The 26,086-nt window shown below is 71.6% G+C and carries 27 protein-coding genes; 19 read left to right on the top strand and 8 right to left on the bottom strand.

Annotated elements, in window-relative coordinates; translation table 11 throughout:
- Nucleotides 1-67: 67 nt before the first annotated feature.
- Together ACFTZC_RS17590 and ACFTZC_RS17585 are read left to right on the top strand one after the other, a co-directional pair.
- Nucleotides 68-376: a GNAT family N-acetyltransferase gene (locus ACFTZC_RS17590; RefSeq protein ID WP_382890549.1), complete on the top strand. Its 309-nt coding sequence runs from the start codon at nt 68-70 to the stop codon at nt 374-376.
- A gap of 134 nt (nt 377-510) precedes the next feature.
- Nucleotides 511-978 carry a MarR family winged helix-turn-helix transcriptional regulator gene (locus ACFTZC_RS17585; RefSeq protein ID WP_382890547.1) on the top strand — a complete coding sequence of 156 codons (468 nt, stop codon included), beginning with the start codon at nt 511-513 and terminating at the stop codon, nt 976-978.
- Between the two features lie 162 nt (nt 979-1,140).
- Here ACFTZC_RS17585 and ACFTZC_RS17580 read toward each other — a convergent pair whose 3' ends face one another.
- Nucleotides 1,141-1,629 carry a carboxymuconolactone decarboxylase family protein gene (locus tag ACFTZC_RS17580; protein ID WP_382890545.1) on the bottom strand — a complete coding sequence of 163 codons (489 nt, stop codon included), beginning with the start codon at nt 1,627-1,629 and terminating at the stop codon, nt 1,141-1,143.
- Nucleotides 1,630-1,751: 122 nt separating this feature from the next.
- Here ACFTZC_RS17580 and ACFTZC_RS17575 point away from each other — a divergent pair, with 122 nt between their 5' ends.
- The 7 genes from ACFTZC_RS17575 (at nt 1,752) to ACFTZC_RS17545 (ending at nt 8,948) form a co-directional block, all read left to right on the top strand.
- Entirely contained in the window at nt 1,752-2,741 is a 990-nt protein-coding gene (locus ACFTZC_RS17575) for a pirin family protein (RefSeq protein ID WP_382890543.1), read from the top strand.
- A gap of 352 nt (nt 2,742-3,093) precedes the next feature.
- Entirely contained in the window at nt 3,094-3,753 is a 660-nt protein-coding gene (locus ACFTZC_RS17570) for a hydrolase (protein ID WP_382890541.1), read from the top strand.
- A 104-nt stretch (nt 3,754-3,857) separates the two neighbouring features.
- On the top strand, nt 3,858-4,196 hold the full coding sequence (locus ACFTZC_RS17565) for a hypothetical protein (RefSeq protein ID WP_382890539.1): 339 nt from the start codon (nt 3,858-3,860) through the stop codon (nt 4,194-4,196).
- A 781-nt stretch (nt 4,197-4,977) separates the two neighbouring features.
- Nucleotides 4,978-5,832 carry a hypothetical protein gene (locus ACFTZC_RS17560; protein WP_382890537.1) on the top strand — a complete coding sequence of 285 codons (855 nt, stop codon included), beginning with the start codon at nt 4,978-4,980 and terminating at the stop codon, nt 5,830-5,832.
- 164 nt (nt 5,833-5,996) lie between these two features.
- On the top strand, nt 5,997-6,929 hold the full coding sequence (locus ACFTZC_RS17555; protein WP_382890535.1) for a helix-turn-helix transcriptional regulator: 933 nt from the start codon (nt 5,997-5,999) through the stop codon (nt 6,927-6,929).
- A gap of 268 nt (nt 6,930-7,197) precedes the next feature.
- A complete protein-coding gene (locus tag ACFTZC_RS17550; protein ID WP_382890533.1) occupies nt 7,198-7,770 on the top strand; it encodes a TIGR03086 family metal-binding protein in 573 nt (190 codons plus the stop codon).
- A gap of 59 nt (nt 7,771-7,829) precedes the next feature.
- Complete coding sequence (locus ACFTZC_RS17545; protein ID WP_382890531.1) at nt 7,830-8,948, top strand: hypothetical protein; 1,119 nt, start codon at nt 7,830-7,832, stop codon at nt 8,946-8,948.
- A 113-nt stretch (nt 8,949-9,061) separates the two neighbouring features.
- Here the strand turns inward: ACFTZC_RS17545 and ACFTZC_RS17540 are convergent, their stop codons facing one another.
- Nucleotides 9,062-9,700, bottom strand: coding sequence for a LysE family translocator (locus ACFTZC_RS17540; RefSeq protein ID WP_382890529.1), 639 nt, complete (start codon nt 9,698-9,700; stop codon nt 9,062-9,064).
- 205 nt (nt 9,701-9,905) lie between these two features.
- On the opposite strand from ACFTZC_RS17540, the gene ACFTZC_RS17535 reads away from it, so the two are divergent.
- A complete protein-coding gene (locus ACFTZC_RS17535; RefSeq protein ID WP_382890527.1) occupies nt 9,906-10,625 on the top strand; it encodes a hypothetical protein in 720 nt (239 codons plus the stop codon).
- Between the two features lie 103 nt (nt 10,626-10,728).
- Here ACFTZC_RS17535 and ACFTZC_RS17530 read toward each other — a convergent pair whose 3' ends face one another.
- Nucleotides 10,729-11,124, bottom strand: coding sequence for a hypothetical protein (locus tag ACFTZC_RS17530; protein ID WP_382890525.1), 396 nt, complete (start codon nt 11,122-11,124; stop codon nt 10,729-10,731).
- A 193-nt stretch (nt 11,125-11,317) separates the two neighbouring features.
- On the opposite strand from ACFTZC_RS17530, the gene ACFTZC_RS17525 reads away from it, so the two are divergent.
- Both ACFTZC_RS17525 and ACFTZC_RS17520 read left to right on the top strand, forming a co-directional pair.
- Nucleotides 11,318-12,265: an NAD(P)-dependent alcohol dehydrogenase gene (locus tag ACFTZC_RS17525; protein WP_382890523.1), complete on the top strand. Its 948-nt coding sequence runs from the start codon at nt 11,318-11,320 to the stop codon at nt 12,263-12,265.
- Between the two features lie 32 nt (nt 12,266-12,297).
- Entirely contained in the window at nt 12,298-13,788 is a 1,491-nt protein-coding gene (locus tag ACFTZC_RS17520; RefSeq protein WP_382890521.1) for an ATP-binding protein, read from the top strand.
- Nucleotides 13,789-13,903: 115 nt separating this feature from the next.
- On the opposite strand, the gene ACFTZC_RS17515 is transcribed toward ACFTZC_RS17520, so the two are convergent.
- Nucleotides 13,904-14,383, bottom strand: a complete 480-nt coding sequence (locus ACFTZC_RS17515; protein ID WP_382890519.1) for a nitroreductase family deazaflavin-dependent oxidoreductase — start codon at nt 14,381-14,383, stop codon at nt 13,904-13,906.
- A 180-nt stretch (nt 14,384-14,563) separates the two neighbouring features.
- Here ACFTZC_RS17515 and ACFTZC_RS17510 point away from each other — a divergent pair, with 180 nt between their 5' ends.
- A complete protein-coding gene (locus ACFTZC_RS17510; protein ID WP_382890517.1) occupies nt 14,564-17,809 on the top strand; it encodes a tetratricopeptide repeat protein in 3,246 nt (1,081 codons plus the stop codon).
- Nucleotides 17,810-18,090: 281 nt separating this feature from the next.
- Here the strand turns inward: ACFTZC_RS17510 and ACFTZC_RS17505 are convergent, their stop codons facing one another.
- Together ACFTZC_RS17505 and mca are read right to left on the bottom strand one after the other, a co-directional pair.
- Nucleotides 18,091-18,324 (bottom strand): hypothetical protein, encoded by a 234-nt coding sequence (locus ACFTZC_RS17505; protein WP_382890515.1) that lies wholly within the window; start codon nt 18,322-18,324, stop codon nt 18,091-18,093.
- A 1-nt stretch (nt 18,325) separates the two neighbouring features.
- Complete coding sequence (gene mca, locus ACFTZC_RS17500; protein ID WP_382890513.1) at nt 18,326-19,207, bottom strand: mycothiol conjugate amidase Mca; 882 nt, start codon at nt 19,205-19,207, stop codon at nt 18,326-18,328.
- A gap of 97 nt (nt 19,208-19,304) precedes the next feature.
- On the opposite strand from mca, the gene ACFTZC_RS17495 reads away from it, so the two are divergent.
- Together ACFTZC_RS17495 and greA are read left to right on the top strand one after the other, a co-directional pair.
- A complete protein-coding gene (locus ACFTZC_RS17495; RefSeq protein ID WP_365807831.1) occupies nt 19,305-19,706 on the top strand; it encodes a DUF4307 domain-containing protein in 402 nt (133 codons plus the stop codon).
- Between the two features lie 213 nt (nt 19,707-19,919).
- Nucleotides 19,920-20,417: a transcription elongation factor GreA gene (gene greA, locus ACFTZC_RS17490; RefSeq protein ID WP_365807829.1), complete on the top strand. Its 498-nt coding sequence runs from the start codon at nt 19,920-19,922 to the stop codon at nt 20,415-20,417.
- Between the two features lie 160 nt (nt 20,418-20,577).
- Here greA and ilvA read toward each other — a convergent pair whose 3' ends face one another.
- Nucleotides 20,578-21,810, bottom strand: a complete 1,233-nt coding sequence (gene ilvA / locus ACFTZC_RS17485; protein WP_382890511.1) for a threonine ammonia-lyase — start codon at nt 21,808-21,810, stop codon at nt 20,578-20,580.
- A 188-nt stretch (nt 21,811-21,998) separates the two neighbouring features.
- Here ilvA and ACFTZC_RS17480 point away from each other — a divergent pair, with 188 nt between their 5' ends.
- The 3 genes from ACFTZC_RS17480 to ACFTZC_RS17470 all read left to right on the top strand — a co-directional run bounded on the left by ACFTZC_RS17480 (nt 21,999) and on the right by ACFTZC_RS17470 (nt 23,463).
- Nucleotides 21,999-22,631, top strand: a complete 633-nt coding sequence (locus ACFTZC_RS17480; protein ID WP_382890509.1) for a MarR family winged helix-turn-helix transcriptional regulator — start codon at nt 21,999-22,001, stop codon at nt 22,629-22,631.
- Between the two features lie 71 nt (nt 22,632-22,702).
- Nucleotides 22,703-23,215: a sigma factor-like helix-turn-helix DNA-binding protein gene (locus tag ACFTZC_RS17475; protein WP_382890507.1), complete on the top strand. Its 513-nt coding sequence runs from the start codon at nt 22,703-22,705 to the stop codon at nt 23,213-23,215.
- Complete coding sequence (locus ACFTZC_RS17470; RefSeq protein ID WP_365807823.1) at nt 23,212-23,463, top strand: hypothetical protein; 252 nt, start codon at nt 23,212-23,214, stop codon at nt 23,461-23,463. Before ACFTZC_RS17475 ends, ACFTZC_RS17470 begins: the two co-directional genes overlap by 4 nt.
- A gap of 43 nt (nt 23,464-23,506) precedes the next feature.
- Here ACFTZC_RS17470 and ACFTZC_RS17465 read toward each other — a convergent pair whose 3' ends face one another.
- Nucleotides 23,507-24,667, bottom strand: a complete 1,161-nt coding sequence (locus ACFTZC_RS17465) for a cystathionine gamma-synthase (RefSeq protein ID WP_382890505.1) — start codon at nt 24,665-24,667, stop codon at nt 23,507-23,509.
- Between the two features lie 122 nt (nt 24,668-24,789).
- On the opposite strand from ACFTZC_RS17465, the gene ACFTZC_RS17460 reads away from it, so the two are divergent.
- Nucleotides 24,790-25,893, top strand: a complete 1,104-nt coding sequence (locus tag ACFTZC_RS17460) for a hypothetical protein (RefSeq protein WP_382890503.1) — start codon at nt 24,790-24,792, stop codon at nt 25,891-25,893.
- Nucleotides 25,894-26,086: the final 193 nt, after the last annotated feature.

Raw genomic sequence — 26,086 nt, 5'->3', positions numbered from 1 at the left:
AGGGTGATGTCCCAGCTGACGGAAACTCCCGCCGAGTCGGGCGGGATCGCACCCAGGAGAAGGTCACATGGCGGTCGAAGTACGCGACGTGCCCGACGCAAAGCGTTACGAGGCCCGCGTCGACGGAGAGTCCAAGGCCGCGGGCGTCGCCGCATACATCCGTACGACGGAGCTCATCGCATTCACGCACACCGAGGTCGAGCCGGAGTACGAGGGCAGAGGAGTGGGGTCCGCGCTGGCTCGCACAGCCCTTGACGAGGCACGGGCCGCGAACCTGCGGGTTCTCGCCACCTGCCCGTTCTTCGCGGGCTGGATCGCCCGGCATCCCGAGTATCAGGATCTCCTGTACCAGTCCCGCAGCAGGGTCAGCGACTGAACAGCCGAAGCGCGCTCCTCGCCATGAGATCCGTGTCGCCGGCGCCCGGAGGAACCGCCGTTCCGCTCGCCGTGACCTGGCTCGCATGAGGAACGGCTCTTCAGTGAAGTGTCAACCACGCTTAAACTTGCTCCATGGAAGAGACAGTGCGTTGGCTGACCCCGGAGGAGCAGCTTGCGTGGCGGAGCTTCGTCCGCATGCACGAGCGGCTCATGGGCCGGCTGTCCCGCTTGTTGCAGACGGAGTCCAACGTGTCGCGCGCGGACTACGCCGTACTGGTCGAGCTGACGGACGTACCGGACGGGCGGCGGCGGTTTCTGGACATCGCCAGGGCGCTGGAGTGGGAGAAGAGCCGGATGTCCCATCACATCGCCCGGATGATGAAGCGCGGGCTGGTGGTGCGGGAGGAGTGCCCCGAGGACGGCCGTGGCGCGTTCGTGGTGATCACGGACGAGGGGCGGGCGATGGTCGAAGCCGCCGCCCCGCGCCATGTGGAGGCGGTGCGCGAGCTCTTCCTCGACAACGTCACACCGGCGGAACTGCGGTTGCTGGCCCGGATCTCCGAGCGCGTGGTGGAGAAGCTGGACGAGAAACCGTCCTGACCGGAACGGGCGGCTCGGGGTGCCTCGTGCGGCCGGCGTGAGCGTCGCCGCGGTGGCCGCTGATTTGCGTAACCGGTCAACCACGCCTCCACCGCACCGGCCACGCCGTAGGCCAGGGGCGTGGGCATGGGCATGGGTGTGGGCATGGCGGGCCGACCGCCTCTACGTGTTGTGAAGCGGCAGTACCGGGTGCTTGCTCATGATCGACACGCGATTGAACGCGTTGATGGTGACCGCCACCCAGATCGCGGCCGAGATCTGGTCCTCGGAGAGAACCTGCCGGGCGGCCTCGTAGGCGGACGCCTGGGCCGCGGCGTTCACCGGATCGGTCGTGGCCTCGGCCAGCGCCAGGGCGGCGCGCTCCGAGGAGGTGAACAGGCCGGTGTCCCGCCACGCGTTCAGGACTCCGAGTCTCCGCGGTGACTCACCGGCCCGCAGGGCCGCTCCGGTGTGCACGTCGAGGCAGTAGGCGCAGCCGTTGAGTTGTGACACGCGGAGGTTGATCAGCTCCACGGTGGTGCGGTCGAGCCCCGCCTCGGAGGCTGTCGCCCGGACCGCCTCCGAGACCTGCACGAGGGCGTGGAAGGCCTTGGGACTCTGCTTGTCGATGAAGATCCTGCGGGGTGGGGAACCGTGGGTGCGGTTGCTCATGTCGGGGCCTCCTTCGGGCCATGCTCGGGGTGACACACGTTCGTACGAGTGCTGTGGCCGTCGACCTGCCTCCATGCCATCATAGTTGACACGACAACTAGATTGCGTGGGAGGTGCTCTCGGTGAGCAATGTGGAAACCGATGCCGTGGCGCTGCGGTGCGGTGCACGCGCCGAAGGCGACCGGCCGGCCGGTGCGCCGCGGGTCGATGTCCTGTCGGCCCGCGAAGTCCCCCTGGGTGGTCCGCGCGCGATGCGCGTGCGGCGGACGCTGCCCCAGCGGGGGCGCACACTCATCGGCGCCTGGTGCTTCGCCGATCACTACGGGCCGCACCACGTCGCCGCGTTGGGCGGCATGAACATGCCCCCGCATCCGCACACCGGACTGCAGACGGTGAGCTGGCTGTTCAGCGGCGAGGTCGAGCATCGCGACACCCTCGGCACCCACACCCTGGTCAGGCCCGGCGAGATGAACCTCATGACCGGCGGACACGGCATCGCCCACTCGGAGGTCTCCACCCCGAACACCACCGTCATCCACGGCGTCCAGTTGTGGGTCGCGCTGCCCGAGGAACACCGCGACACCGCCCGGGACTTCCAGCATTACGCGCCCGAACCCACTCGGGTCGACGGGGCCGGGATCAGGGTCTTTCTGGGCTCGCTCGCCGGCCGGACCTCCCCGGTCCGGACCTTCACGCCGCTGCTCGGCGCCGAGATCGTCATCGAAGCGCACGCAACACTCACGCTCGCCGTGGACGCGGCGTTCGAGCACGGCCTCCTCGTGGACAGCGGGGACATCCGCCTGATCGACACCGTGCTGCGGCCTGCCGAACTCGGCTACGTCCCGCGCGGCGCGGACACCCTGACAATGGTGAACGAGACCGACACCCCGGCGCGGACCATCCTCCTCGGAGGACCTCCCTTCGGGGAGGAGATCGTCATGTGGTGGAACTTCATCGGCCGCAGCCACGAAGACATCGTGAAAGCCCGCGAGGACTGGGAGGCCTCCTCCGACCGCTTCGGCGTCATCGAGGACTTTCCCGGCGGCCGCCTTCCCGCACCGGCCCTGCCGAACGCCGTCCTCACACCGCGCCGGAACCCACCGACGCGCTGACCTGCAGCGTGTGATCGCGCCCGACACACCGCGGTGGCCGGACACACAACGGCGTACGCGGCCGACCACCAGCTTCGCTCCCCCAGGTTCGGGCCGCCAACTCCCGCCTGAATACGTTTACTTGACGTGTCAACCTCCAGCGCTAATATAGGTGACGCGTCATCTACTTGGCCGAGCCGGTTGCTCCTGATGCAGGGGGCCGTCTCTCCGTACGAGGTCCGCACCGGTTCGTGGAGCACTCGGCGTGATGGCCGGCCGGCTCGGCCCGAGGAGTGGTGTACGGCCGTATCGACGATGACCCGTCCGAGCACGCAGACACAGACACAGACACAGGCACCAGGAAAGAGATCCCATGAGCAAGGAAGCGAAGTCCGGACTCCAGGCGCTGCTGACGCCCGAGGAGAGCGTCCTCGTCCTGATCGACCACCAGCCGTTCCAGTTCGCCAACCTGCACAGCCACGAGCCCACGATGATCGTGAACAACTCCGTCGGCCTCGCCAAGGCCGCCAAGGTGTTCGATGTACCGACCATCCTGACGACCGTCCTGGAGGAGCGCGGCGGCTACCTCATCAAGGGACTGCAGGACGTGTTCCCGGAGCAGAAGCCGATCAACCGCACCATCATCAACACCTGGGAGGACCAGGTCGTCGTCGACGCCGTCAAGGCGACCGGCCGCAAGAAGCTGATCATCGCCGGTCTCTGGACGGAGGTCTGTGTCGCGATGCCGGCGATACAGGCGGCGGGTGAGGGCTTCGAGGTCTACGTCGTCACCGACGCTTCGGGCGGCGCCTCGCAGGAAACCCACGACATGGCTGTGCGGCGCATGATCCAGGCGGGCGTGTCACCGGTCACTTGGCTGGCCGTAATGAGTGAGTGGCAGCGCGACTACGCCCGCGAGAAGACCCTCCCGGGCCTCACCGACGTTCTGCTGGAGCACGGGGGCGCGACCGGCGTCGCCTTCAGCTGGGAGACGCAGTTGCTCGCCACAGGACGCGGTGAAACCAACGTCTGACCTGACGACGCGCGGGCCCCGATCCGTATCGGGTACCGCCTGTCACTGACCGGCTGTCGCCGACCGGTCCCCTCGCGGACAACAGCCTTCGGCCCGTCTCGCCCATGAGATCCGGAGCCGAGGACATCAACGCTCGCGGGGGACTGCTCGGCCGCCCGGTCGAGTCCGTCCGCAATCCTGTTCCCGGCGCCAGGACCGACGCCGGGAAGCACGGGATCGAGGCCGTCCACGAGGCCACCTGCCCACTGCCGACCGAGGACTTCACGCCCGGCCGTCGAGGCGACCGGCAGCGTCGGCCGGGCCGCCGGGGAGACCAGGGGGCATATTCTCCGTCACGGCAGCGTGCCGGCAGATCCCCCGACGTCAACGACCCCAGCCATCCGCCCACCTCACCCAGCACCTGCTCCTCGACCGGCGACACACGCACCGGGCACGCACCGTGACACCCGCGACACCCGCGACACCCGCCGGGCCGGGCACGACGAAGGCGCGGTGAGCGCTCGAAGCCCCGCCACCCACCCCGGCGAGGCATCACCGGTCAGGGGCGTGGTCGAGGTCGAAGAGGCGACGCTGCCCCAAGAGGCGCTGAACGGATGCCCGTTGGGGAGCCGCACACTGCCCTCGCGTCTGTGGCGTCCCAGGCTTCGCCCCACTACACCTGGAAGGTGGCAGTAATGCCGGGGGGGGGACCGCCCAAAGACCCGAGGAGCCGAGCCCTTGTACGCATACAGAGATCGCGAAGCCAATGGCGCCCGAGCGCCGTTGGCACGTCCGTCCCAGAGCACGGCCGGGGCCGCTGCCGACACCTTCCTCTCCCTCTCGGCCATGCAGACTCAAGCGGGCAACGCCGCGACGTCGGCATTCCTGTCCGGTGCCGCGCCCGTACAGCGGGCGCCTCAGGTGCAGCGCGCGCCCCTTCAGGTGCAGCGCGGCCGGGACCGGGACTACTCACGCATGACGGAGGAGGAGAAGTACTGGGAGGCGCTCGCAAGGGAAAAGAGGGCTCACGAGCGAGCCTTGAGACGCGACGCTGAATATGACGACGGGGAACGGCCCCTCGGTCCGAATGACGATCCGTACGGCGGACACACCCTCAAGAAGGGCTACGCGAACGACAAGGGTCGGATGTCCGTGACGAACAAAACGCAGCACCCCGGCAGCAGCAGATTCAGCGACAGGTACCACGAAAAACGCCCTGGCAAGCCCCCAGGCTTTATGTCCCATATGACCAACGACGGTCTCGGGGTCGCCGTGGACGTCCTGAGTAACGTGCCGCCGGACCAGGACATGATCGACCGCATGGGCCCCAACGAGCTCCGTGCCAGCTCCACGCTCTACGGCGCCGCGGGTTCGGAGCATGAGCGTCACCCGGGTTCCAACAAGCCGATGCGTCAAGCGCTGAGGCGCCAGCAAAGCGGTAAGTCCGGCCCCGATGACTTCATAAACGACTTCCCCATGGCCGGATCCGTGAAATACGACGGGGACGCCTACGGTGCGCAGGCCTACTCCAAGGCACAGTCCGGCAAGCACAAGCTGTCCAAGGGGGCACGCGATACCCTGCTCGAAATGTCGGACTCCTCCGACGATGGCCGGGGGGGCTCGCCGATGATCGTGGACGCCGCGCCACGGCACTCGCGTCCGTCGCACGCGCCCTACCCCGGCCCGCCGCCCGGCCCCTCGTACGGAGGCGGCCCGTCGCACGCGCCCTACCCTGGCCCGCCGCCCGGCCCCTCGTACGGCGGCAGCTCGTACGGAGGCCCGCCACCCGCGCCACGGCACTCGCGTCCGTCGCACGCGCCCTACCCCGGCCCGCCGCCCGGCCCCTCGTACGGAGGCGGCCCCTCGTACGGCGGCGGCCCGCCGCCCGGGCCCTACCCTGGCCCGCCGCCCGGCCCCTCGTACGGAGGCGGCCCCTCGTACGGCGGCAGCTCGTACGGAGGCCCGCCGCCCGCGCCCCGCCCCGGCCCCTCGTACGGCGGCAGCTCGTACGGAGGCGGCGCGCCGGCGTCGGAGCCCGTGTACCAGGTCGGCGGTCGCCCCTGCGTCATCCGCAACGGCCAGTACGTCCCGATCGGGTGAAGCGCTCCCTCCAACAGCGGGCCTGACACCGCATCACGCCCGTAGCCTGCCGGGCGGCCCCGCACGGGACCGCCCGGCACCTCTCCGCCGGCCGCAGCAGCGGCTCCGTGTCTGCTACTCGCAGGGGCAGGCTGGATGTGGCGGGGCTGGCCATACTCGACCGCATGGACGAGACAACGCACGGCAGGTCCCTCCTCGGCGAGTTCCTCACCACTCGCCGGGCGCAGCTGAAGCCGGCCGACGTGGGACTGCCGGACTACGGCGACCGGCGGCGGGTGCCGGGGCTGCGGCGGGAGGAGCTGGCCCAGCTGGCCGGGGTCAGCGTGGCCTACTACATCCGGCTGGAACAGGGACTGTCGCTCAACGCCTCGCCGCAGGTCCTCGACGCACTGGCCACGGCTCTGCGCCTGGACGACGCGGAGCGGCGCCACCTGCACACCCTGTCCGGTGACGCCCGCAAGAGCCGCCGCCGGCTCCCCGCCGAGCGGGTCACCCCGGCGGTGCGCCAACTGGTGGACGCCCTGGGGGACTCACCCGTGGTCGTCCTCGGCCGGCGCTCGGACATCCTGACGTGGAACCGCGCCGGGCACGCGCTGTTCGCCGGGCACCTGGCCGGGGACAGCCCGGACCGGGCGGCCACGCGGCCCAACAGTGCCCGGCTGATATTCCTGGACGCCCACACGCAGGACCTGTACGTGGACTGGCACAGCAAGGCGCGGGACGTGGTGGGCAAGCTGCGGCAGGCGGTCGGGGAATACCCGGACGACCCGCATCTGGCCTCCCTCATCGGCGAGTTGACCATGCGCAGCCCGCAGTTCGCCACGCTGTGGGCCGAGCACCGGGTACGCGCCTGGGGCATGGTCGCGTACCGCATGCGCCATCCGATGGTCGGAGAGCTGGACGTGCTCCAGCACTCGCTCGCGGTGCCCCGGGAGCAGGGGATCCGGGTGGTGGTGACGACGGCGGCGCCGGGTTCCGCCTCCCAGGCGGCCCTGCGGTTGCTCAACCAGACCCTCCAGCCCACCACGGACAGGCCGGCAACCGCCCACCCCGCGACCGGCACTCCCGTACACATCGTGCCTCCCCTGCACTCCTGATCCGGCCGCCAGGCCACCGCACATCCACAGTCCGCCCGTTCGTCCGTTCGTCCGAAGCGTCACCCCTGAACAACACCCGTCACTCCCCGCTTCGAAGCCGGCCAGGGAGTGACGCGGAGGCCTCGTCCCGCGCGCCTTCCCGCCGCCGATGACGCCGCCGCCCCTCTCTCCTCCCCTGTGTCCCCGCCCAGCGGCGATCGCCCGTCCGGTGCTCGCACGCCACGGGCGCGTACCCGCCTTCCTCTTTCACCCCTCCCGGAGGTTCCGCATGTCCACTACACCCGTCACGGCTTTCACCGAGGTCGTCGACACCGTCGCCTACCTGGTCGAGCACGTGGAGGAGCAGCGGTGGAGCGCGCCCACGCCCTGCACCGACTGGACCGTCCGGCAGCTGGTCGACCATCTGGTCGCGGGACAGCAGACGTTCGCCGACGTGATGGGGGCGGAGGCGCCCCTGCCGTCGCTCGACGCCGACACCGCTCCGGAAGAGCTCCGGCGGACGTTCCGTACGTCGGCCGCCACCCTGGTCGCCGCCTTCGAGGCTCCGGGGGCGCTGGAGCGCACCGTGCAGGCACCGGTCGGTGACGTGCCCGGCGCGGTGGCGCTGCACCTGCAGACCATCGAGCACCTGGTGCACGGCTGGGACCTGGCCCGGGCCATCGGCCAGAAGGCTCTGTTCGACGAGGCCACGGTCGAGCGGGAGACCGAGTTCGCCCGCGGCCTCCTGGCACAGCTGCCGTCCGGGCCGGGCGCTCCGTTCGCACCGTCCCGGACCGCCCCGGAGGACGCCACCGCGCTCGACCGGCTGGCCGCCCTGCTCGGGCGCGACATCACCGGGTGACCCCCCGACATCTCACCGTAGTACCCGCCGACCCCAACTCTCCCGAGGAAACAAGGACGATGAAGAAGACGAAGCTGAAGATCGCCATCGCGAGTGCGGCACTGGTCGTCGTGGCGGCCACCGGGACGGCGCTGGCCGCGAGCAACATGTCCGGCGGATCCGGCTCCGAGACCGTGGCCGGCTCCAGCTCCGCCTCCGAGCAGGCCGGGACTGGGCAGAGCGCCGGGACCGGGCAGAGCAAGCAGCAGAAGACGCCCAGCCCCATCAAGGCCGACGGCGCGAACGTGTTCCCGCACTCCCTGGACTACGACGCGCAGTCGAAGACGTTCTTCGCCGGTTCGCTGAAGCAGGGCAAGGTGTTCGCCGTCGACACGGACGGCAAGGTGCGCACCTTCATCGACGACCCGCAGCTGGTGTCGGCGCAGGCCGTCCGCGTCGACCGCGAGCGGGGCCGCGTCCTGGTCAGCAATGTGGACTACGGCACCGCCGACCGTTCCAAGGAGAAGCCCTTCGGCATCGCCGGTGTGGGCAGCTACGACCTGGCCACCGGGAAGCAGGACTGGTGCGTCGATCTGACGGCGATCGCCCTCGACGGCAAGAAGCACCTGATCTCCGACGTGACGGTGGCGCCCGACGGCACCATCTACGCCGTCGACGAGCTGACCCCCACGGTGTTCCGCATCGACACCGAGGGCCGCGCCTCGGTCTTCCTGCGGAGCGACCTGCTCCAGGGCAAGCTGGACATCCCTGACTTCCTGAACGGTGTGGGCATGTCCGCGGTGGAGTGGGTGGCCGGTGACCAGCTGATCATCGCCATGGCCGACGGCTCCCTCGTACGGGTGCCCGTCCAGCAGCCCGAGGACGCGGAGCTGGTGAAGCTGTCCGGGACGCCGCTGTCGGCCCCCACCGCCGGCATGCGGCTCCTGGAGGACGGCTCGATCACGGCGGTCAGCAGCGGTCTGCTGAACGGTAAGCCCGCCCAGATCCAGCACGTGAAGCCCAGCAACAACTGGAAGGAAGCCACGGTCGAGGTCACCGACACCGTCCAGGACCCCGTCACCAGCGACGTGACCGCGGGCCCGGACGGGAACACGTACGCCCTCAGCGGCGGACTGGCCGACCTCCTCGCGAGCAAGCCCAACGACGGGTTCACCCTGACCCCTGTCAAGACCGGCTGAGCCGGTAGCCGTTCCCCGAGTCGGCATCGTGCGGTAGCCCCCCTTGCCGCGGGTGGGCTATCGCACTCCGCTGTGTGCGGTACGGAACGTCAGTTGTATGCGGGTACGGAGCCTCAGTCCTTACGTCCCGTCACCGCGACGCTGACACCGAGGCCGATCATCGCGACACCGCCGGCGCCGCCGACCATGGCGAGCCGGCGCGGCGAGCTGACGAACCAGCCCCGCGCGGTGGCGGCGATCAGCCCCCACGTGCTGTCGGAGACGATCGCGACGACGTTGAAGACGAGACCGAGCAGCAGCATCTGCAGGGCGACATGCCCCCGGCCGGGGTCGACGAACTGCGGCAGCACGGCGGCGAAGAACACGATGGTCTTGGGGTTGGCCACACCGACCACGAACCCGTCCCACAGCGTACGGAGACTGCCGTGCCCGGGACCCTCGCCCGTGAACGAGGCCTGGAGCGCGCCGCGTTGCCGGATCGCCTTCACGCCCAGGTACACCAGATAAGCGGCGCCCACCAGCTTCAGCGCCGTGAAGACGACGACGGAGCGCTCCACGACGGCGCCGACCCCGAGCGCCACGGCCACGACGAGCACATAGGCGCCCAGTGTGTTCCCCAGCACCGTGGTCAGCGCGGCACGGCGCCCCTGCGCCAGGGCCCGCCCCACCACGAAGAGGACACTCGGGCCGGGGACCACGATGAGCAGGAACGACATGGCCGCGAAGGCGAGAAGCCGGTCGGTGGACACCATGAGCCGGATCATAGGCGCGGCCGGGTGAGCACCTCCACCCCGAATCCGGCCTTCGGCGACACCGCACCACCGGTCCCCGGCTGACGTCCCCTGCTGCTCCTCGGCGCGGAAGACACCGGCACCCTGAACCGGCCGCCGCCACACCGCGGGCCGGTGCGCCGCCCGGCGTCTGCGGCACCCAGCGGGGAGAACTAGGATCGCCGGCATGGCGAAACGGGCGGTGCACCGGCGGGCGCGGAAGGTCCTGGGTGAGGAGCCCATGGCCCTGGTGTGGTGTGAGATCCACAAGGGCATCCCCACCCCGCCCCGAGACGTGCACCGCGCCGCGGGCAAAGGACGGCTGAAGCCGGGCCACCACTGGCTGCTGTACGTCGGGGGCGTGGTGTTCTTCTTCGTCGTCGTCCCGATGATGCTGATCGACAAACTGGGCGACCGGATCGGCCGCGGGTCCGCGCAGGTCCGGAACCGCCCACCGCGGGGCGGTTCCGGCCGGCCGACTCCGCCTGACGGCAGCGGTGGCGGTGGCGGTGGCAGTGGCAGCGACGCCGACCGCGGCCAGGACCCGGCCGACGGCGTCTTCGACGGCGACTGGAACCTGACCGCGGGCCAACTGCTGCTGCGCTGGTACGGGCACTCTCCCAACCCCAAGCGCCTGGTCATGCTGGCCCGGGACCGGGTGTGCATCGCGGCGTCCCCGCGCCGCCGGCTCTCCCCGGCCAAGGCCGACGACTTCCGGAGCGTCGCGGAATTCCCCCTCGACCAGGCTCATGTAGAGGGGGAGGCGGGCCAGCCCCGCGGGTACGCCACCTTCCGGTTCCGCTTCGCCGACGGATCCTGGCTGGAGGTCGGACGGCTGGCCGACCCGGAGGACGCCGACCACTTCCTCCGTACGGTCAGCGGCGCTCACGGGCGTCGTCCGAACTGACCGCGGCCACCGTGGTGTCCAGCTCCTCACGGTCGGCCCCCGGCGCCCCGTTCGTCCCTGGATTCTCGTGCCGGGCGGCGGCGCGCCACAGGAAACTGGTTCTTCAGCCTTCACCGGGGTCGTACGGCGGTGAGGGCTGGTTCCAGACGGCGTCGTACCGCCCTACGATCCGCCGGAGTTCGCGGGCGCTTCGGGGAGGAAGGGCCTGCATCACGGTGTCGAGGAGAGCACGGGCTTCGAGGGGATCACCGCAGCAGTACCAGTGCACGTTGCCCCATGCGTAGTCGTCCCACAACTCGCGCTCGGGACGGCGCACGTAGTCCTTCCACAGACGCAGAGCCGCGCCGACGTCTCCTGGCCGCAGATAGTTGCGGGTGTGTTCGAGACGGAAGATCTCGGACAGCGCACGCGAGGACAGGCCGTCGATGGTGGGCCTTGCTTCTGCTGCCCGGGCGCCGGGAACGCGTGCCCGGATGCCTCCTGGCCGTCTACGCGGCATGGGCCTTTCGGTTCGTCGTCATGCCACACATCGTGCCACGGCCTCGTTTCCGAGAGGGCCGAGCAGGCGTGTCTCTCACTTCAATGTAAGTGGAAGATGTCGCCCGTTTACGGCGTTAGAGTCGGCGCGCGAGCGGAAAGATCCCTTCCGCTCGCGGCTGCCGAGACAGAGACAGGACGACACCGTGAACGAAATGCGCGCAGCCCTCTACGACCGGTTCGGTCCTCCGGAGGTGCTGTACGAGGGGACGGTGCCCGTGCCGGAGGTCAAGCCCGGCGAGGTGCTGGTCCGCGTCCTCGCGGTCAGCGTCAACGGCGGCGAACTGCCCAGTCGGGCCGGGAAGGCACGGCTGGTGACGGGGCGCCGCTTCCCCCAGCGCACCGGGGTCGACTTCGTCGGCGAGGTCGCCGAGGTCGGCCCCTCGGTGACCGGAATCCGGGAGGGAGAGCGGGTCTGGGGGCTCCTGGGGCGGACATTCGGCAGCGCGGCGGAGTACGTGGCCGTCCGCCCCCGGTGCCTCGCTCCGGCCCCGGCCGGCCTCAGCCCGGCGGAGGCCGTCTCCCTGGTGGTGGGCGGAACGACCGCGATCACAGCCCTGCGCGACAAGGCCCGCCTCGAACCCGGCGAACGCCTCCTGGTACGCGGCGCCAGTGGCGGCGTCGGCAGCATCGCCGTTCAGATCGGCAAGCTCTTCGGCGCGCATGTCACCGCACTCGCGGGCGCGAAGAACCTCGACTTCGTCCGCGGCCTGGGCGCGGACGAAGCCCTCGACTACCGGACGACCCACCTGTCCGGGCAGGGCGCCTTCGACGTCATCATGGACACCGTCGGCACGCAGCACGCCGCCTACCGCCGGCTGCTGGCTCCGGGCGGACGCATGGTGGCCATCGCCATCGACTTCGAGAACGTTCTCACCAGCGTCTCCTACATCCTCGGCTCCACCGTCCACGGCTCCCGGCGGGTGCGTTTCTCCAGCCGCATTCCCTGGCCCGAGCTGTTCGCCGAACTGCACCGGTACGCCCGGAACGGCGATATTCGCCCCGTCGTGGACACCGTCCACCCCCTCTCGTCCATCGCCGACGCGCACCGCGCCCTCGAAGCCGGCGGCGTCCGCGGAAAGCACGTCGTCCAGATCGCGTGACCCGAGCATCTGGGTAGAATGAATCTACGTAGATGGAATCTACCCAGCCAGGAGCCATGATGAACGTCACCGGCTTTGTCGGTCGAAGTACCGAGCTGGCCCTGCTGCGCAAACGGCTCGACCGTACGGCCGAGACCGCCTCCGGGAGTGCTCTCGCGATCCGGGGGCGGCGGCAGGTCGGCAAGTCACGGCTGGTGCAGGAGTTCTGTGACCGCGAGCGGGTGCCCTATCTGTTCTTCACGGCCACCAAGGGCGCCTCGTCCCTGGAAGCGATCGGCGCCCTCCATGCCGAGCTTCGGGAGTCCCGGCTCCCGAAGGACGAGAGCCTTCTGCCCGACAGCGCCCCCACCAATTGGCCGGACGCCTTCCGGATGCTCTCCGTGGCGCTCCCCGACTCTCCCGCCGTCGTCGTGCTCGACGAGTTGCCGTGGCTGGCCGAGCAGGACCCTGTGTTCGACGGAGCTCTCCAGACCGCCTGGGACCGGCTGCTCTCGCGGCGCCCCGTCCTGCTTCTCCTGCTCGGCAGCGACCTCCACATGATGCAGCGGTTCACGGCGTACGACCGCCCCTTCTACGGCCGCGCCGACAGCCTTGTCCTCGGCCCGCTCAACCCGGCCGAGACCGGACAGGCCCTCGGGCTCGGTGCGGCGGACGCCATCGACGCCCATCTGATCTCCGGTGGTCTTCCCGGCATCCTGCGCGCGTGGCCGCACTCCACCCCGGCTCTCGACTTCATCGAGGCGGAGTGCGCCGACCCCTCCTCTCCGCTGTTCGGTGTACCCGAATCGGCGCTCATGGCCGAGTTCCCGGCGCCCGACCAGTCGCGGCGCGTGCTGGAGGCGATCGGCGCCGGGGACCGTACGCACGCCAACATCGCCGCGACCGCGGGGAGTCAGAGCGGGGCCCTGCCCTCGGGTGTGCTCTCCCCGATACTGCGCCGGCTCTCGGAGGAAAAACGGGTGATCGCCGTGGACAGCCCCCTGTCCACCAAGCCGGGGAAGCCCGCGCTCCATCGCGTCGCCGACAGCAATCTGCGCCTGTACCTCGGAGCGTTGCGCACGGCCCAGAATCTGACGCTGAGGGGGCGCCCGGACATGGCGTTCCGGATGGTGCGGCGCCGGTGGACGGCCTGGCGCGGCCGTGCGGTCGAACCTCTGATCCGGGAATCGCTCGAACTGGCGGCGGCGACGGGGGAACTGCCCTGGCCGGAGGCCGAGGCGGTGGGTGGCTGGTGGAACCGGCAGTTCAGCCCCGAGGTCGACCTGGTGGGCGCCGACCGCGCGCCCGTGGCCGGGACGCTGTACTTCGCGGGCTCGGTCAAGTGGCTGACCGGCCCCTTCGACCACCACGACCTGGCCGCCCTGACCGAGGGCGCCGCCCAGGTACCGGGTTTCGTCCCGGGCTCCACCGGGCTGATCGTCGCGTCCCTCGGCGGCACGAGCGGGATCACCGGAACGGGCGGGGGCGACGGGGTCGACCTGGTCTGGGGACCGGGGGATGTCGTCGGGGCATGGCCGGTGTGACGGTGCCGCCCCACCGCGACACCGCCCCCACCGCGACGCCGCGCCCTCCGCGTGGCGCGGAAGGCGCGGCGTACGGTTCGGCGCCGCGTACGACCCGGAGGGGTGTCGGGCGGGGTCAGTGTCCGTCTGCCGCCGGTTCCAGTACGAAGAGCGGGATCTCGCGCTCCGTCTTCTTCTGGTAGTCCGCGTAGTCCGGGAACGCCTCGACCGCGCGGGCCCACCACAGGGCCTTCTCGTCGCCCGTCACCTCACGGGCCACCATGTCCTGGCGCACCGGGCCGTCCTGCAGCTCCACCCTCGGGTCGGCCACGACGTTGTAGTACCAGACCGGGTGCTTCGGGGCGCCGCCCAGGGAGGCGACCACGGCATAGGCGCCGTCGTGCTCCACCCGCATCAACGGGGACTTGCGGATCTTGCCGCTCTTCCCGCCCAGCGTGGTCAGGATGACGACGGGCATGTCCCGGCGCTTCTCGTCGGCCGTGCCGACCAGGGACGCCAGTGTCGTGCCCTGGGTGCCGCCGGAACTCTCGTACAGCTCCACCTGGTCCCGTACCAGCTTCTGAGTGCTCGGCTCGTACTCGCCTTTCAGAGGCATGCTGTCCCTCTCCGATGCTGTCGAGTGCTGTCGAATGAGTCCTCGTACATGGGAACGCACGGGACAAAAGGAATCATTCCTCTACCGGGCCGCCGAACAGCCGAACGACAGGCACCACTCGCCATGACGCCCCGTCCGCAGGACAATGTGCACTCACCATGCTCTCGGAGGGGGACGCACATGCGGGAAAGCCACCGGGCCGAGGCCGAGCGGCTGTTGGTACGCGCCGTCGAGGAAGAGGTACGGCGCTCCGGCGGGCGGACCGACGGGAACGCCCTGCTGGCGCGCGGGCGCGGCGCCCTGGACGCGATGGCCGCCGGCGCGGACGAGGAGTACGCCGCCTACACGCAGGCCCTGGACGCGGCGCAGGCGCAGGCGGTGCCGCTGTCCGAGCGGTTCAGCCGGCAGAGCATCGGCACGCCCGCGCTGGTCACGTCGGTCGCCGCGGTGGCCGCGATCGGCGCCGATGTCGCGCTCGGGACGGCCACGGGGGTCGCCCTCGGCGCCGGCGCGGTCGTCGCCGTGGCCGGGGCGGCGACCACCGTCGCGAAGGTGACCGCCGCGCACTGGCCGGCCGCGCACCGCAGAGCCGGCGCGGCGGGCCAGCCGGGCGGGGCCGAGCAGTTGCGGCTCCAGTGGCTGACGGCGCTGGAGGTACGGGGCATCCGGCCGTTCCTCGACCAGCAGCGCGTCCTGACCTCCGCGACGCGCCGTACCACGGCCAAGAAGACCTCCGTCGTACCGCAGTTGCGGGGCGGGGACCGCAGCGCCGCGGCCCGCCGCCGGACCGTGCTGGAGCAGTCCTTCGGTCATCTCCCCGAGCCCGCCGGGCCGTTCGCCGGGCGCCGCGCCGAACTGGCGAGGATCGCGCAGTGGGTGCACGCCGCGCGCGCGTCGACGGAGACCAAGCCGACGGTCGTCGTGCTGTACGGCGCCCCCGGGTCCGGCCGCACGGAGCTGGCCGTACGCGCCGCACACCAGCTCAGGGACCAGTTCCGGGGCGCCTGCGTGGTCGATCTGCGCGGCGGCGGCACGCTGGAGGCGCCGCTGTCGACGCGCGACGCGCTGCTGCACCTGCTCAACCGGCTCGGCGCGCCGCGCGAGCAGCTGCTCTTCCGCGAGGGCGCCTCGCCCGAGCAGCAGGTCCGCAGGCTCGGCGAGTTGTACCACCAGCACCTCACCGGCCTGCCGGTGACCGTCGTCCTGGACGACGCGTCCGACCCCGAGCAGGTGCGCACCCTGGTGCCGGAGCGCTCGGACAGCCTGGTGCTGGTGACGGCGCGCGGCCCGGTCGAGCTGCCGGCCGATGTCCCGGCCTGGGTGCACCAGTTGCCCGTCGAGGCGCTGGACGGGGCGGGCGCCGAGGAGCTGCTGCGCGCCGCCGCCGGGAGCGGGGGTGAGACCGAGGGCGGGCCGTACGACGCCCAGTCGGCCGACCGTGTACGGGAGTTGTGCGGCGGGCTGCCGCTCGCGCTGCGCATCGCCGGCTCCTCGCTCGGCGCCGGCCGCACCGCGCACCGGCTGGCCGCGGATCTCGACGCGTACGGCCCGGTGGAGCCCGTCGAGCGCGCCCTGTGGCTGCGGTACACCGACCAGAACGACCAGGGCCGGCGGCTGCTGCGCCGCCTCGCGCTCGCGGGGCGCGCCTCGCTGGGCGCGGGCGCCGCGGCGGCGCTGCTCGCCACGGACGAGCAGGAGGCCGGGCGGCTGCTGGTGGCCCTGTCGCGGGCGGGCCTGGTCGAGCACGTACGGGGCAGCCGCTACCGGCTGCACGACGTCGTACGGACCTTCGTGCACGCGCGGCTGCGCGACGAGGAGCCCGCGGAGGAGCGTACGGCCGCGCAGGAGCGGCTGATCCGCAACTACGGCGAGCTGGCCGACTCCGTGATCCGGCTGGTCGACGGCAAGACGTCGACCCGTGCGGACCTCTTCAAGAGCGCGGCGGGCGCGCACGGCTTCTCGTCGCTGGACGCGGCGCTGCGCTGGCTGGACGACGAGTCGAGCTTCATCACGGCCACGCTGCGCCACGCGGAGGGTGTGGACCAGCAGGCCGTGCTCAATCTGCTGGGCGCGCTCTGCGACTACTGCCTGCTGCGCGGCGACCTCTACCGGCTGGGCGAGATCAACGAGTTGACGCAGGCGGTGGACCAGGGGCTGCTGGTGCGTTCGGTCCAGTGGCGTACGGGCATCGCCGCCCGGCAGCTCGGCGAGCTGGACAAGGCGCGCACGACCCTGACCTCCGTGGTGGGCCTCTACCAGGAGGCGCAGCACGAGGCGGGCGCGGCCCGCGCGCTCTGCTCGCTCGGCATCACCCTGCACCACCAGGGCAATCTGACCGAGGCGTCGGCGAAGCTGCGCGAGGCGCTGGCGCTCCAGGAGACCCCGTCGCTGGCGGGTGACCGCGGCTGGACGCTGCACGCGCTGGCGGCGGTGGAGCGGGACCGCGGCTACCCGGAGGAGGCGTTCGGGATGCTCACCGCGGCGCTGGCACTGCACCGCGAGAGCGAGTCGGTGCACGGCGAGGCGTGGGCGCACTTCCAGCTCGGCCAGTTGTTCCTGCGGATGGGCGATGTGGCCCGCGCGGAGGGCGAGTTGCGCGCGGGCCTGGAGCTGTACGGGCGGACCAGGGACGGCCGCGGCGTGGCGTGGGCGACCACGCAGCTGGCGCGGGCGCGGCTGGTGGAGGGTGAGCCGGGGCAGGCGGCCGAGCAGTTGCGCGAGGCGCTGGCCAGGCACCGGGAGAACGAGGACGCGCGCGGCGAGGCGTGGACGCTGTACTACCTCGGGCAGGCGCTGGAGGAGAGCGGCGAGCGCGATCAGGCGGTACGGGAGCTGGAGCGGGCCCGCACGATGTTCTCGCGGATGCGGGACGTGTACGGGCTGGCCTGCGCCCGGCACCACTCGGGCCGGGTCACCCGCGACCAGCGTGCCGCGCAGACCGGCAACCTGCGCAACTCGGGGTTCGCCCGGCAGCTCCTGGTCGACGCCCGCGCGGACTTCCGGCGGATCGGCGTCGCGCACGGCGAGGGGTGGACCTGTCTGGAGCTGGCCATCGTCGACGCGGGGAACAGCCGCGCGGCCCAGGCGCTCGCGCTGTGCGACGAGGCGACGGCGCTCTTCACCTCGTACGGCGACCACCGCGGCGCGGACTGGTCACGCTTCCTGCGCTGCACGCTGCTGCCGTACGGCTCGGCGGGCGGTACGGAGGTGGGCTCGGCGGTGGCCGAACAGGAGCTGGCGGAGCTGGCCGCGGCGGACCACCCGGCGCGGGACGGCAAGCTGGCGGACTCGCTGGCGGCGTTCGCGGTGATGCTGGGCCGGGGTGTCCGGCTGGAGGACGGCTGGCAGGCCTGGGATCTCGGCATGGTGCCGAACCGGCACGCCCGCGAGGTCATGGGCGTACCGGTGGAGGTCACACCCGCCTGACACCCGCCCGGCGCCTGGCCGCTCCCCTGGCGGAGGGGGCGGCCGTACGCCGGGCCGCGTCGCCCGTACCTCAGCAGCGGGCCGGACGTGCGCGGCACGCTGCGACGGCCGATCCGTACAGCGCGCCGATCCGTCGAGCTCGCCGATCCGTACCGCGCCGTACGTACCTACGGACCGCACGGATCGTACGGATGCGTGCACCGCCCGTACCGACGGGACCGTACGGGCCCATACGGACCTGCACAGACCCGTACGGGCCCGTACAGCCACGGTCCGTGCGGTTACTTCCCGCCCGGGGTCGCCGGCTGCTGCCCGGCGGTCGTCTTCGGCTGCGGCTCCGGGGCCTCCTCGAAGTCGACCCGGCCCATGTGGCGGGTCATCGACTTCATCAGCAGCCACACGCAGCCCGCCATCACCGCGAACACGATGAAGCCGAGCACACCGGGCGTCACCTTGTTCTCGTCCAGCTCCTGGGCGAGAGGAACGAGCTGCGTCATTGCCTGGGTCGCATACATATCAGGCATTGTCGCGGATGCCCGCGAAGAGGTCGCTCTCGGGGAGGGAGGTATCGACGAGCGACTTCGCCAGCTCGTACTCCTCGGTCGGCCACACCTCGCGCTGGACGTCCATCGGGATGCGGAACCAGCCGCCGTCCGGGTCGATCTGCGTGGCGTGCGCGATCAGCGCCTTGTCGCGGATCTCGAAGAAGTCCGCGCAGGGGACGTACGTGGTCAGCGTCCGCTCCACCCGGTCGATCTCCTTCCACCGCTCCAGCCACTCGCCGTACGGGGACTCCAGACCGCGGGCGAGCAGCGCCTCGTGCAGCGCGACCGTACGCGGCCGGTTGAAGCCCTGGTTGTAGTAGAGCTTCGCGGGCTGCCAGACCGGGCCGAAGTCCTCCTCGGGGAACTTCTCCTTGTCGGCCGCGCCGTCGAACGCGATCATGGAAATGGTGTGGGTCATGATGTGGTCGGGGTGCGGATACCCGCCGTTCTCGTCGTACGTGGTGACGACCTGCGGCCGGAACGCGCGGATCGACCGGACCAGCCGGCCCGCCGCGACCTCCGGGTCCTCCAGCCCGAAGCAGCCCTCGGGCAGCGGCGGCAGCGGGTCGCCCTCGGGCAGCCCCGAGTCGACGAACCCGAGCCATTCCTGCTGGACGCCCAGGATCTCCCTGGCCTCGTCCATCTCCTTCTTGCGTACCTCGTGGATGTTCGCCTCGATGTAGGCGTCACCCTGGAGCTTGGGGTTGAGGATGGAGCCGCGCTCGCCTCCCGTGCAGGTCACGACCAGCACGTCCACCCCCTCGGACACGTACTTGGCCATGGTGGCCGCGCCCTTGCTCGACTCGTCGTCGGGGTGGGCGTGAACGGCCATCAGCCGCAGCTGCTCAGTCAAGACTCGATCCTCAGTGATGTGGCGCTTTGGTCGGCTTCTATAGTGACGGATATCGGGGGACGGAAATTCCGGCTGTCCCTGTCCGAGAGGAACGATCATGGCGGCGGTACGCGAGGAGCTTCCCGCAGGACGGTACGGCCGGTCCGCGGACGAGCTCGCGGACCGGCGGCTGCGCCGCCTGGGCGCGGTCCTCGGTGGCCTGCTGGTCGTCCTGCTCGGCTGGTACGGCTACCACTACGTGATCGACCGGAGTGTCTCCGGTGAGCTCATCAAGTTCAAGCGGATTTCCGCGACCGAGGTCGAGGCGCATCTGGAGGTCCGCAAGGACCGGGACGCGAGCGGCAGCTGCACCCTGCGCTCGCTCGCGGAGAGCGCCGCGGAGGTGGGCCGCAAGGACGTGCGCTTCGGGCCGGGTGAGACCCGGATCGACGAGGTGGTCACGATCCGTACGACGGAGAGTGCGACCAGTACCGAACTGGTGGGCTGCACGTCCGACTGAGCGGGTGCGCCGGCGGCTGCGAAGTGCCCCCTGGAGTGACCCGCCGGGTGGCGCGGTGGGTTCCGCGCTGACCTGCGCCGATGTATTTCTGACGGCAATTGTCCTCCCCCTTGCGCCACGAAATTGTTAGGCTCGTGGTTTCGCCCACCCGAGACGGCACATGCTTCTGGGTAGGGCGTTGCTTTGTATCCCCAGCACCTACGAGGAGCACCAGTGACCCAGACCAGCGAGAACGTCACCTGGCTCACCCAGGAGGCGTACAACCAGCTCAAGGCCGAGCTGGAGTACCTGTCTGGTCCCGCGCGCACGGAGATCTCCACGAAGATCGCTGCTGCCCGCGAGGAGGGCGACCTGCGGGAGAACGGCGGGTACCACGCGGCCAAGGAGGAGCAGGGCAAGCAGGAGCTGCGGGTCCGCCAGCTCACCCAGCTCCTGGAGAACGCGAAGGTCGGCGAGGCACCCACGGCCAGTGGTGTGGTCGCTCCCGGCATGGTCGTGACGATCGCCTTCGACGGCGACCCGGACGACACCCTGGACTTCCTGCTCGCCTCGCGCGAGTACGCCAGCTCCGAGATCGAGACGTACTCCCCGCAGTCCCCGCTGGGGAGCGGGGTGAACGGGAAGAAGATCGGCGAGAGCGCGGAGTACGAGCTCCCGAACGGCAACAAGGCCAAGGTGAAGATCCTTGAGGCCAAGCCGTACCAGGCCTGAGCCGACGCCCGCGCCCGCGTCCCCGCTTGCTCTCGTGCTCGCATCCGCGCTTGCGTGACCGGGCCGGGCCGCCCGACACCCGGTGGGGCGGCCCGGCCCGTTCCGTTTTCCACCCTCCCCGGCGTCAGGGTCAGGGTCAGGGTCAGGGTCAGGGTCAGGGTCAGCCGAGGATCGTGTACCCGGCCTCGCGCAGCGCCGCCGCGACCTCCGCGCAGTGCGCGGGCCCCTTCGTCTCCAGGTGCACCTCGACGTCCGCCTCCGTCAGCCCGAGGCGGGGATCCGTCCGTACATGGCTCACGTCCAGGACATTGGCGTCGGCCACCGACAGCACGCCGAGCATCGTGGCGAGCGCGCCGGGCCGGTCCGTGACCCGCAGCCGCAGGCTCAGATAGCGCCCCGCCGCCGCCATGCCGTGGCGCAGGATGCGCTGCATCAGCACCGGGTCCACGTTCCCGCCCGAGAGCACCGCGACGACCGGGCCGCGGAACGCCGCCGGGTCGCCGAGCAGCGCGGCCACCGGGCTGGCACCGGCCGGTTCGACGACGAGCTTCGCCCGCTCCAGGCAGAGCAGCAGGGCGCTGGAGAGCTCGTCCTCGGAGACCGTACGCACCTCGTCCACCAGTTCCTGGACGATCCGGAAGGGGATGTCGCCCGGCCGGCCCACCTTGATCCCGTCGGCCATCGTGGGGAGCGGGTCCACCGACACCGGCCGCCCCGCGCGCAGCGAGGGCGGGTACGCGGCCGCCCCGGCCGCCTGCACACCGATCAGCCGGACGTCGGGGCGCAGCGCCTTCACCGCGACGGCGATACCGGCCGCGAGACCGCCGCCGCCGATCCCCACGACGATGGTCCGCACCTCGGGGCACTGCTCCAGGATCTCCAGGCCGACCGTGCCCTGTCCGGCGATGATGTCCGGGTGGTCGAAGGGGTGGATGAAGACCGCGCCGGTGTCCCGCGCGTACTCCTGCGCGGCGGCCAGGGTCTCGTCGACGACCTGGCCGTGCAGCCGTACCTCCGCGCCGTAGTCGCGGGTGGCCGCCACCTTGGGCAGGGGCGCGCCGACCGGCATGAAGACCGTCGAGCGGACGCCGAGCAGTGTGGAGGCGAGGGCGACGCCCTGGGCGTGGTTCCCGGCGCTGGCGGCGACGACGCCCGCGGCGCGCTCCTCGGGGGAGAGCCCGGCGATCCGTACGTACGCGCCGCGCAGCTTGAAGGAGCCGGTGCGCTGGAGGTTCTCGCACTTGAACAGGACCGGTGCGCCGACCAGGCCGCTGAGGTGCCTGCTGCCTTCCATCGCGGTGGTCCGGGCGACGCCGGAGAGCATCTTCTGGGCCCCTCGGACGTCGTCGAGCATCAGGGTGTGGTGGGAGGGGCGCGACGTGCGGAAGCTCATACGGCAAGTCTCGCAGCTCACGCGCGGCGGGGCCGGGACCGTCCCCGGTCCGCCGGTGGCCGGCGGGCGCCCGCGCACGCCCCGCGCACTTCTCCTTCACCCGGTTTCCACAGGGCAGGTACGGTGCGGGGTCCGGCCGCGTACTCTTTCCCCCACCAACCGACCCCCGCACGAAAGAGCCCCCAGCCATGCCCCCCATTCAGGACATGACTTCCGCTGCGTCGGCTTCCCGGGAGCGGCCTGTCGAGCCATCGGACGACGCCGCCCTCCTCGATGCCCTCCAGCACCAGGTGGCCGTCTTCGCCCGGCGGGCCGAACAGACCCGGCTCGGCGGTGTCGGCCAGGTCCGCAACTCGATGGACCGCGCCGCGTATCTGCTCCTCAACCGGCTCGACCAGGAAGGCCCGATGGGCGTCAAGGCGCTGGCCGCCGGGATGGGTATCGACTCCTCGACGGTGACCCGGCAGGTCGCGCCGCTGGTCGACACCGGTCTGGTCAAGCGCACCTCGCACCCGGAGGACGGCCGCGCGGTGGTGCTCCAGCTCTCGGCGCGCGGGCTGGCCAGACTCGACGAGGTGCGTTCCTCGCGGCGCTCGCTGATGGCTCAGGTCACGGCGGACTGGACGGAGGACGAGCGGAACTCCTTCACCACGCTGCTCACCCGTCTCAACGGCGCGTTCTCGGCAAGGGCGGCGGGGCAGCCGTCCGGCGAGCAGCCCGGCGCGGAGACGGAAGTGGAAGCGGAGCCAGGCGCGGATACGGATACGGAGAGTGCTCCGAAGGCGGCGGACCCGGCGGAGGGCGGGCGTCCCGGCGCCTGATCCTGACGCACTCCGGGCCCCGGTGCCGACGCCCTCTTGACCTCGCGGCCAGGCTGGCCTGATATGAGGTCGTGCGAGAGCGGCGCGCGGCCACGGATCGCCGCCGCGCCCGGGAGTTCGAGGCCTTCGCGGCGGGCGCGGCCGGCCGCCTGCTGCACACGGCCGCGCTGCTGACCGCCGAACCGCCCACCGCGACCCCGCGCGCGCAGCGCCTGCTGGAGGCCGCGCTGGCCCGTACGTACGCGGAGTGGGACCAGCTGCGCGGCGAGGACCCGTACGACCGCACGCGCCGGGAGCTGGCGCTGCGCTTCGCCCAGGAGGCGTGGCGCGTCGGGTGGCCGGGCCGATGGACCGGCCGATGGGGCGAGGGGTGGACCGGGCGCCGGGCGGACGGGGAGGGCGGACTGCTGCGCGGGCTCGGCACGCAGGAGCGGCTGGTCCTCGTACTCCAGCTGTACGAGGGCCTCACCGAGGAGCAGACCGCGTCCCTGCTCGGCCTCCCCGAGGACCGGGCCCGCGCCCTCTGCGCCCGCGCGATGTCGGCGCTGCGGCGGACGGCCCCGCGCGGGGAGGCGGGGCCGTGAGCGGTACGAGCCGCAAGGAGGCGGAGATACGGCGGCTGCTCGACCTGCCGCGCCCGGCCGTCCCCGCCGGTCTCGTGGCGCGGGCGGCCCGGCGCGGCGAACGGATGCTGCGCAGGCGCCGGGCCGCGCGCCGGGTGGTGTGGGCGGTGCTGCTGGCGGCGGTGATCGTCTTCACCGTATGGGCGTGGGACGTGCACCCGTGGGCACCGCCGCCCGCGCGGACGACACCGCCGCTGGAAGGCTGGTGAGAGCCGGGGGAGCGACCGGGAACCGTGCGGGCGGTGGTCAGCCTCAGCCGAGGGCCTGCCGGAGATCGGCCAGCAGGTCGTCGCCCGACTCGATCCCCACGGACAGCCGGACCAGGTCGGCGGGCACCTCCAGCGGTGAGCCCGCCGCCGAGGCGTGTGTCATCCGGCCCGGGTGCTCGATCAGCGACTCGACGCCGCCCAGGGACTCGCCCAGCGTGAAGAGCTTCGCGCGGTCGCAGACCTCGACCGCCGCCTCCTCGCCGTCCGCGACCCGGAACGAGACCATCCCGCCGAACGCCTTCATCTGCTTGGCGGCGATCTCGTGGCCGGGGTGGTCGGGCAGCCCCGGGTAGAGGACCTGGGAGACGCGCGGGTGGGCGGCGAGCATCTCCGCGACGCGCGTGGCGTTCTCGCAGTGCCGGTCCATGCGGACGGCGAGCGTCTTGATGCCGCGCAGCACGAGCCAGGCGTCGAACGGCCCGGCGACGGCGCCCATCGCGTTCTGGTGGTACGCCAGCGCGTCGCCCAGCGCCTCGTCCTCGGTGATCAGCGCGCCGCCGACGACGTCCGAGTGCCCGCCCATGTACTTGGTCGTCGAGTGGACGACGACGTCCGCGCCGAGCGCGAGGGGCTGCTGGAGGTACGGGCTGGCGAAGGTGTTGTCGACGACGAGCCGCGCCCTGGACGTGGCCGCGATGCCCGCGAGGGCCGCGATGTCGGTGATGTTGAGGAGCGGGTTGGAGGGGGTCTCGACCCAGATCACCTTGGTGCGGGGGGTCAGTGCGGCCTGTACGGCCGCCGGGTCGGAGGTGTCCGCGACGGAGAAGTCCACGCCCCAGCGGGAGACGACCTTCGCGAAGAGCCGGAAGGTGCCGCCGTAGGCGTCATTGGGGATGACGACATGGTCGCCGGGGACCAGCAGCGTACGGAGCAGGCAGTCCTCGGCGGCGAGCCCGGACGCGAAGGCGAGCCCGCGCAGGCCGCCCTCCAGGGCCGTGAGGTTCTCCTCCAGGGCGGTGCGGGTGGGGTTGGCGCTGCGGCTGTACTCGTAACCGCCGCGCAGGCCGCCCACCCCGTCCTGCTTGTACGTGGACACCTGGTAGATCGGGGGTACGACCGCCCCGGTGAGGGGGTCGGCGGTGTTCCCCGAGTGGATGGCGAGGGTCTCGAAACGATGCTGGTCGCTGGAGTGCTCGTGGCTCATGGGCCCGAGGGTAGCGCCGTGGGACCGGCGCCCGTGGCCACGCGGGGCACGGGGCCTCCGCGCGTGACGCATGGTTATCCACAGGTGATTCCGTAACGGACGGCGTCCGGGACAATGGACGCATGGAGATTCTCTGGGTCCTGCTCGCGATGGGCCTGCTGGCCGCGGTCATCGCCCCGTACGTCAGGCGCCGTGGCGGTGGTATCCGCCAGGTCGCCCCCGGATCGCCGGACGCCGCCGACCCGGCCGCGTACGGGTTCGTCCGGCAGGAAGAGCTGGACATCCGGATGCCAGGACCCGACCAGGACCTGCTCGACGTGCTCAATGTCGTCCAGGGGACCCAGGACTGGCACGCGGCGTCGCAGCTCCTCGCCGGGACGGCCAAGGAGGGCGAGGTGCGCTGGCAGCGGGTGCAGGCGTTCGCGGGGGCGGCGTCGCTGGAGCTCCAGCAGCGGCCCGGGGTCGGGGGCGCGTGGCTGCGGGCGTGGCGGTCGGAGGCGCCGAAGGACGCGGGCGGGGCGGCGGTGCACGCGGAGTTCCTGGTGCAGCAGGCGTGGCGGTCGTCGGCGGCGGGGACGGACGACTTCCGGATCATCCTGGAGGAGGCGCGTACGGTCTGCGGCCAGGCGGCGCTGCTGGCGCCGGGCGACCCGGTTCCGTACATCGTGGAGCTGGCCGTGGCGCGCGGACTCGGCTACTCCCGTGAGGAGTTCGACCTGCTCTGGGCAAAGGTGATCGACCGGGCCCCGGCGCACATGGGCGCGCATCTGGCGGCGCTGCACTACGCGTGCGAGAAGTGGCACGGCTCGCGCGACGAGGCCGACGAGTTCGCGACGGCTGCCGCGGCCCGCGCCCCGCGGGGCTCGCTGCTGGCGGCGCTGCCGCTCTTCGCGGTGTACGAGCACCTCCCCGAGGTCAACCTGGTGCGCGGCTTCTACCAGAGCGCGGTGGTGACGAAGGCGGTGGAGGGCGCGCTCTTCGCGGTCCACGCGGCCCGCCCGGACGACCCGATGCTCGCGCACGTGCGGCACTTGCTGGTCTTCTTCCTCGTACGGTGCGAGCGCTGGTCGGAGGCGATGAACCAGCTCGTGCAGGTGGACGGCCACGTCGGCGCGCTCCCGTGGACGCACGAGGCGGACCCGGCGGCGCAATACACGGTCTACCGCGCGCTGGCGGTGGCGGGCTACGAGGCGAACGGGGGCAACCCGGCGACGCTCCCGCGCTGACGGATCCGGGACGTGCCCCGCCGGAGTGGGCGAGGGCGGGGCCCTGCTGCGGCAAGTGGGACACGTCCCCGCCGGGGCGAGTGAGGCGTACACCTGCCGCGGCGGTGTGCGCGGTCCGCCCGGGAATGCGGTCCGCCCGGAATGGATCAGCCGCCCCGCACGTTGAGTGAACAGGACCCCACAGCCGAGGAGA

The sequence above is a fragment of the Streptomyces sp. NPDC056987 genome (assembly GCF_042673865.1).
Classification (GTDB): domain Bacteria; phylum Actinomycetota; class Actinomycetes; order Streptomycetales; family Streptomycetaceae; genus Streptomyces.
The sequence above is the reverse complement of the archived record's forward strand: the minus strand, read 5'-3'. Positions and strand labels throughout refer to the sequence as shown.

What these genes read in the sequence shown, in the direction of transcription:
- ACFTZC_RS17510 (WP_382890517.1), top strand. Translation starts at nt 14,564, where the DNA reads ATGCGGGAAAGCCACCGGGCCGAGGCCGAGCGGCTGTTGGTACGCGCC.
- ACFTZC_RS17465 (WP_382890505.1), bottom strand. Translation starts at nt 24,667, where the DNA reads ATGAGCCACGAGCACTCCAGCGACCAGCATCGTTTCGAGACCCTCGCC.
- ACFTZC_RS17520 (WP_382890521.1), top strand. Translation starts at nt 12,298, where the DNA reads ATGGAATCTACCCAGCCAGGAGCCATGATGAACGTCACCGGCTTTGTC.
- ACFTZC_RS17565 (WP_382890539.1), top strand. Translation starts at nt 3,858, where the DNA reads ATGAGATCCGGAGCCGAGGACATCAACGCTCGCGGGGGACTGCTCGGC.
- ACFTZC_RS17515 (WP_382890519.1), bottom strand. Translation starts at nt 14,383, where the DNA reads ATGCCTCTGAAAGGCGAGTACGAGCCGAGCACTCAGAAGCTGGTACGG.
- ACFTZC_RS17535 (WP_382890527.1), top strand. Translation starts at nt 9,906, where the DNA reads ATGGCGAAACGGGCGGTGCACCGGCGGGCGCGGAAGGTCCTGGGTGAG.
- ACFTZC_RS17585 (WP_382890547.1), top strand. Translation starts at nt 511, where the DNA reads ATGGAAGAGACAGTGCGTTGGCTGACCCCGGAGGAGCAGCTTGCGTGG.
- ACFTZC_RS17480 (WP_382890509.1), top strand. Translation starts at nt 21,999, where the DNA reads ATGCCCCCCATTCAGGACATGACTTCCGCTGCGTCGGCTTCCCGGGAG.
- ACFTZC_RS17530 (WP_382890525.1), bottom strand. Translation starts at nt 11,124, where the DNA reads ATGCCGCGTAGACGGCCAGGAGGCATCCGGGCACGCGTTCCCGGCGCC.
- ACFTZC_RS17505 (WP_382890515.1), bottom strand. Translation starts at nt 18,324, where the DNA reads ATGTATGCGACCCAGGCAATGACGCAGCTCGTTCCTCTCGCCCAGGAG.
- ilvA (WP_382890511.1), bottom strand. Translation starts at nt 21,810, where the DNA reads ATGAGCTTCCGCACGTCGCGCCCCTCCCACCACACCCTGATGCTCGAC.
- ACFTZC_RS17540 (WP_382890529.1), bottom strand. Translation starts at nt 9,700, where the DNA reads ATGGTGTCCACCGACCGGCTTCTCGCCTTCGCGGCCATGTCGTTCCTG.
- ACFTZC_RS17580 (WP_382890545.1), bottom strand. Translation starts at nt 1,629, where the DNA reads ATGAGCAACCGCACCCACGGTTCCCCACCCCGCAGGATCTTCATCGAC.
- ACFTZC_RS17560 (WP_382890537.1), top strand. Translation starts at nt 4,978, where the DNA reads ATGACCAACGACGGTCTCGGGGTCGCCGTGGACGTCCTGAGTAACGTG.
- ACFTZC_RS17525 (WP_382890523.1), top strand. Translation starts at nt 11,318, where the DNA reads ATGCGCGCAGCCCTCTACGACCGGTTCGGTCCTCCGGAGGTGCTGTAC.
- ACFTZC_RS17550 (WP_382890533.1), top strand. Translation starts at nt 7,198, where the DNA reads ATGTCCACTACACCCGTCACGGCTTTCACCGAGGTCGTCGACACCGTC.
- ACFTZC_RS17495 (WP_365807831.1), top strand. Translation starts at nt 19,305, where the DNA reads ATGGCGGCGGTACGCGAGGAGCTTCCCGCAGGACGGTACGGCCGGTCC.
- ACFTZC_RS17570 (WP_382890541.1), top strand. Translation starts at nt 3,094, where the DNA reads ATGAGCAAGGAAGCGAAGTCCGGACTCCAGGCGCTGCTGACGCCCGAG.
- ACFTZC_RS17545 (WP_382890531.1), top strand. Translation starts at nt 7,830, where the DNA reads ATGAAGAAGACGAAGCTGAAGATCGCCATCGCGAGTGCGGCACTGGTC.
- ACFTZC_RS17590 (WP_382890549.1), top strand. Translation starts at nt 68, where the DNA reads ATGGCGGTCGAAGTACGCGACGTGCCCGACGCAAAGCGTTACGAGGCC.
- ACFTZC_RS17460 (WP_382890503.1), top strand. Translation starts at nt 24,790, where the DNA reads ATGGAGATTCTCTGGGTCCTGCTCGCGATGGGCCTGCTGGCCGCGGTC.
- ACFTZC_RS17555 (WP_382890535.1), top strand. Translation starts at nt 5,997, where the DNA reads ATGGACGAGACAACGCACGGCAGGTCCCTCCTCGGCGAGTTCCTCACC.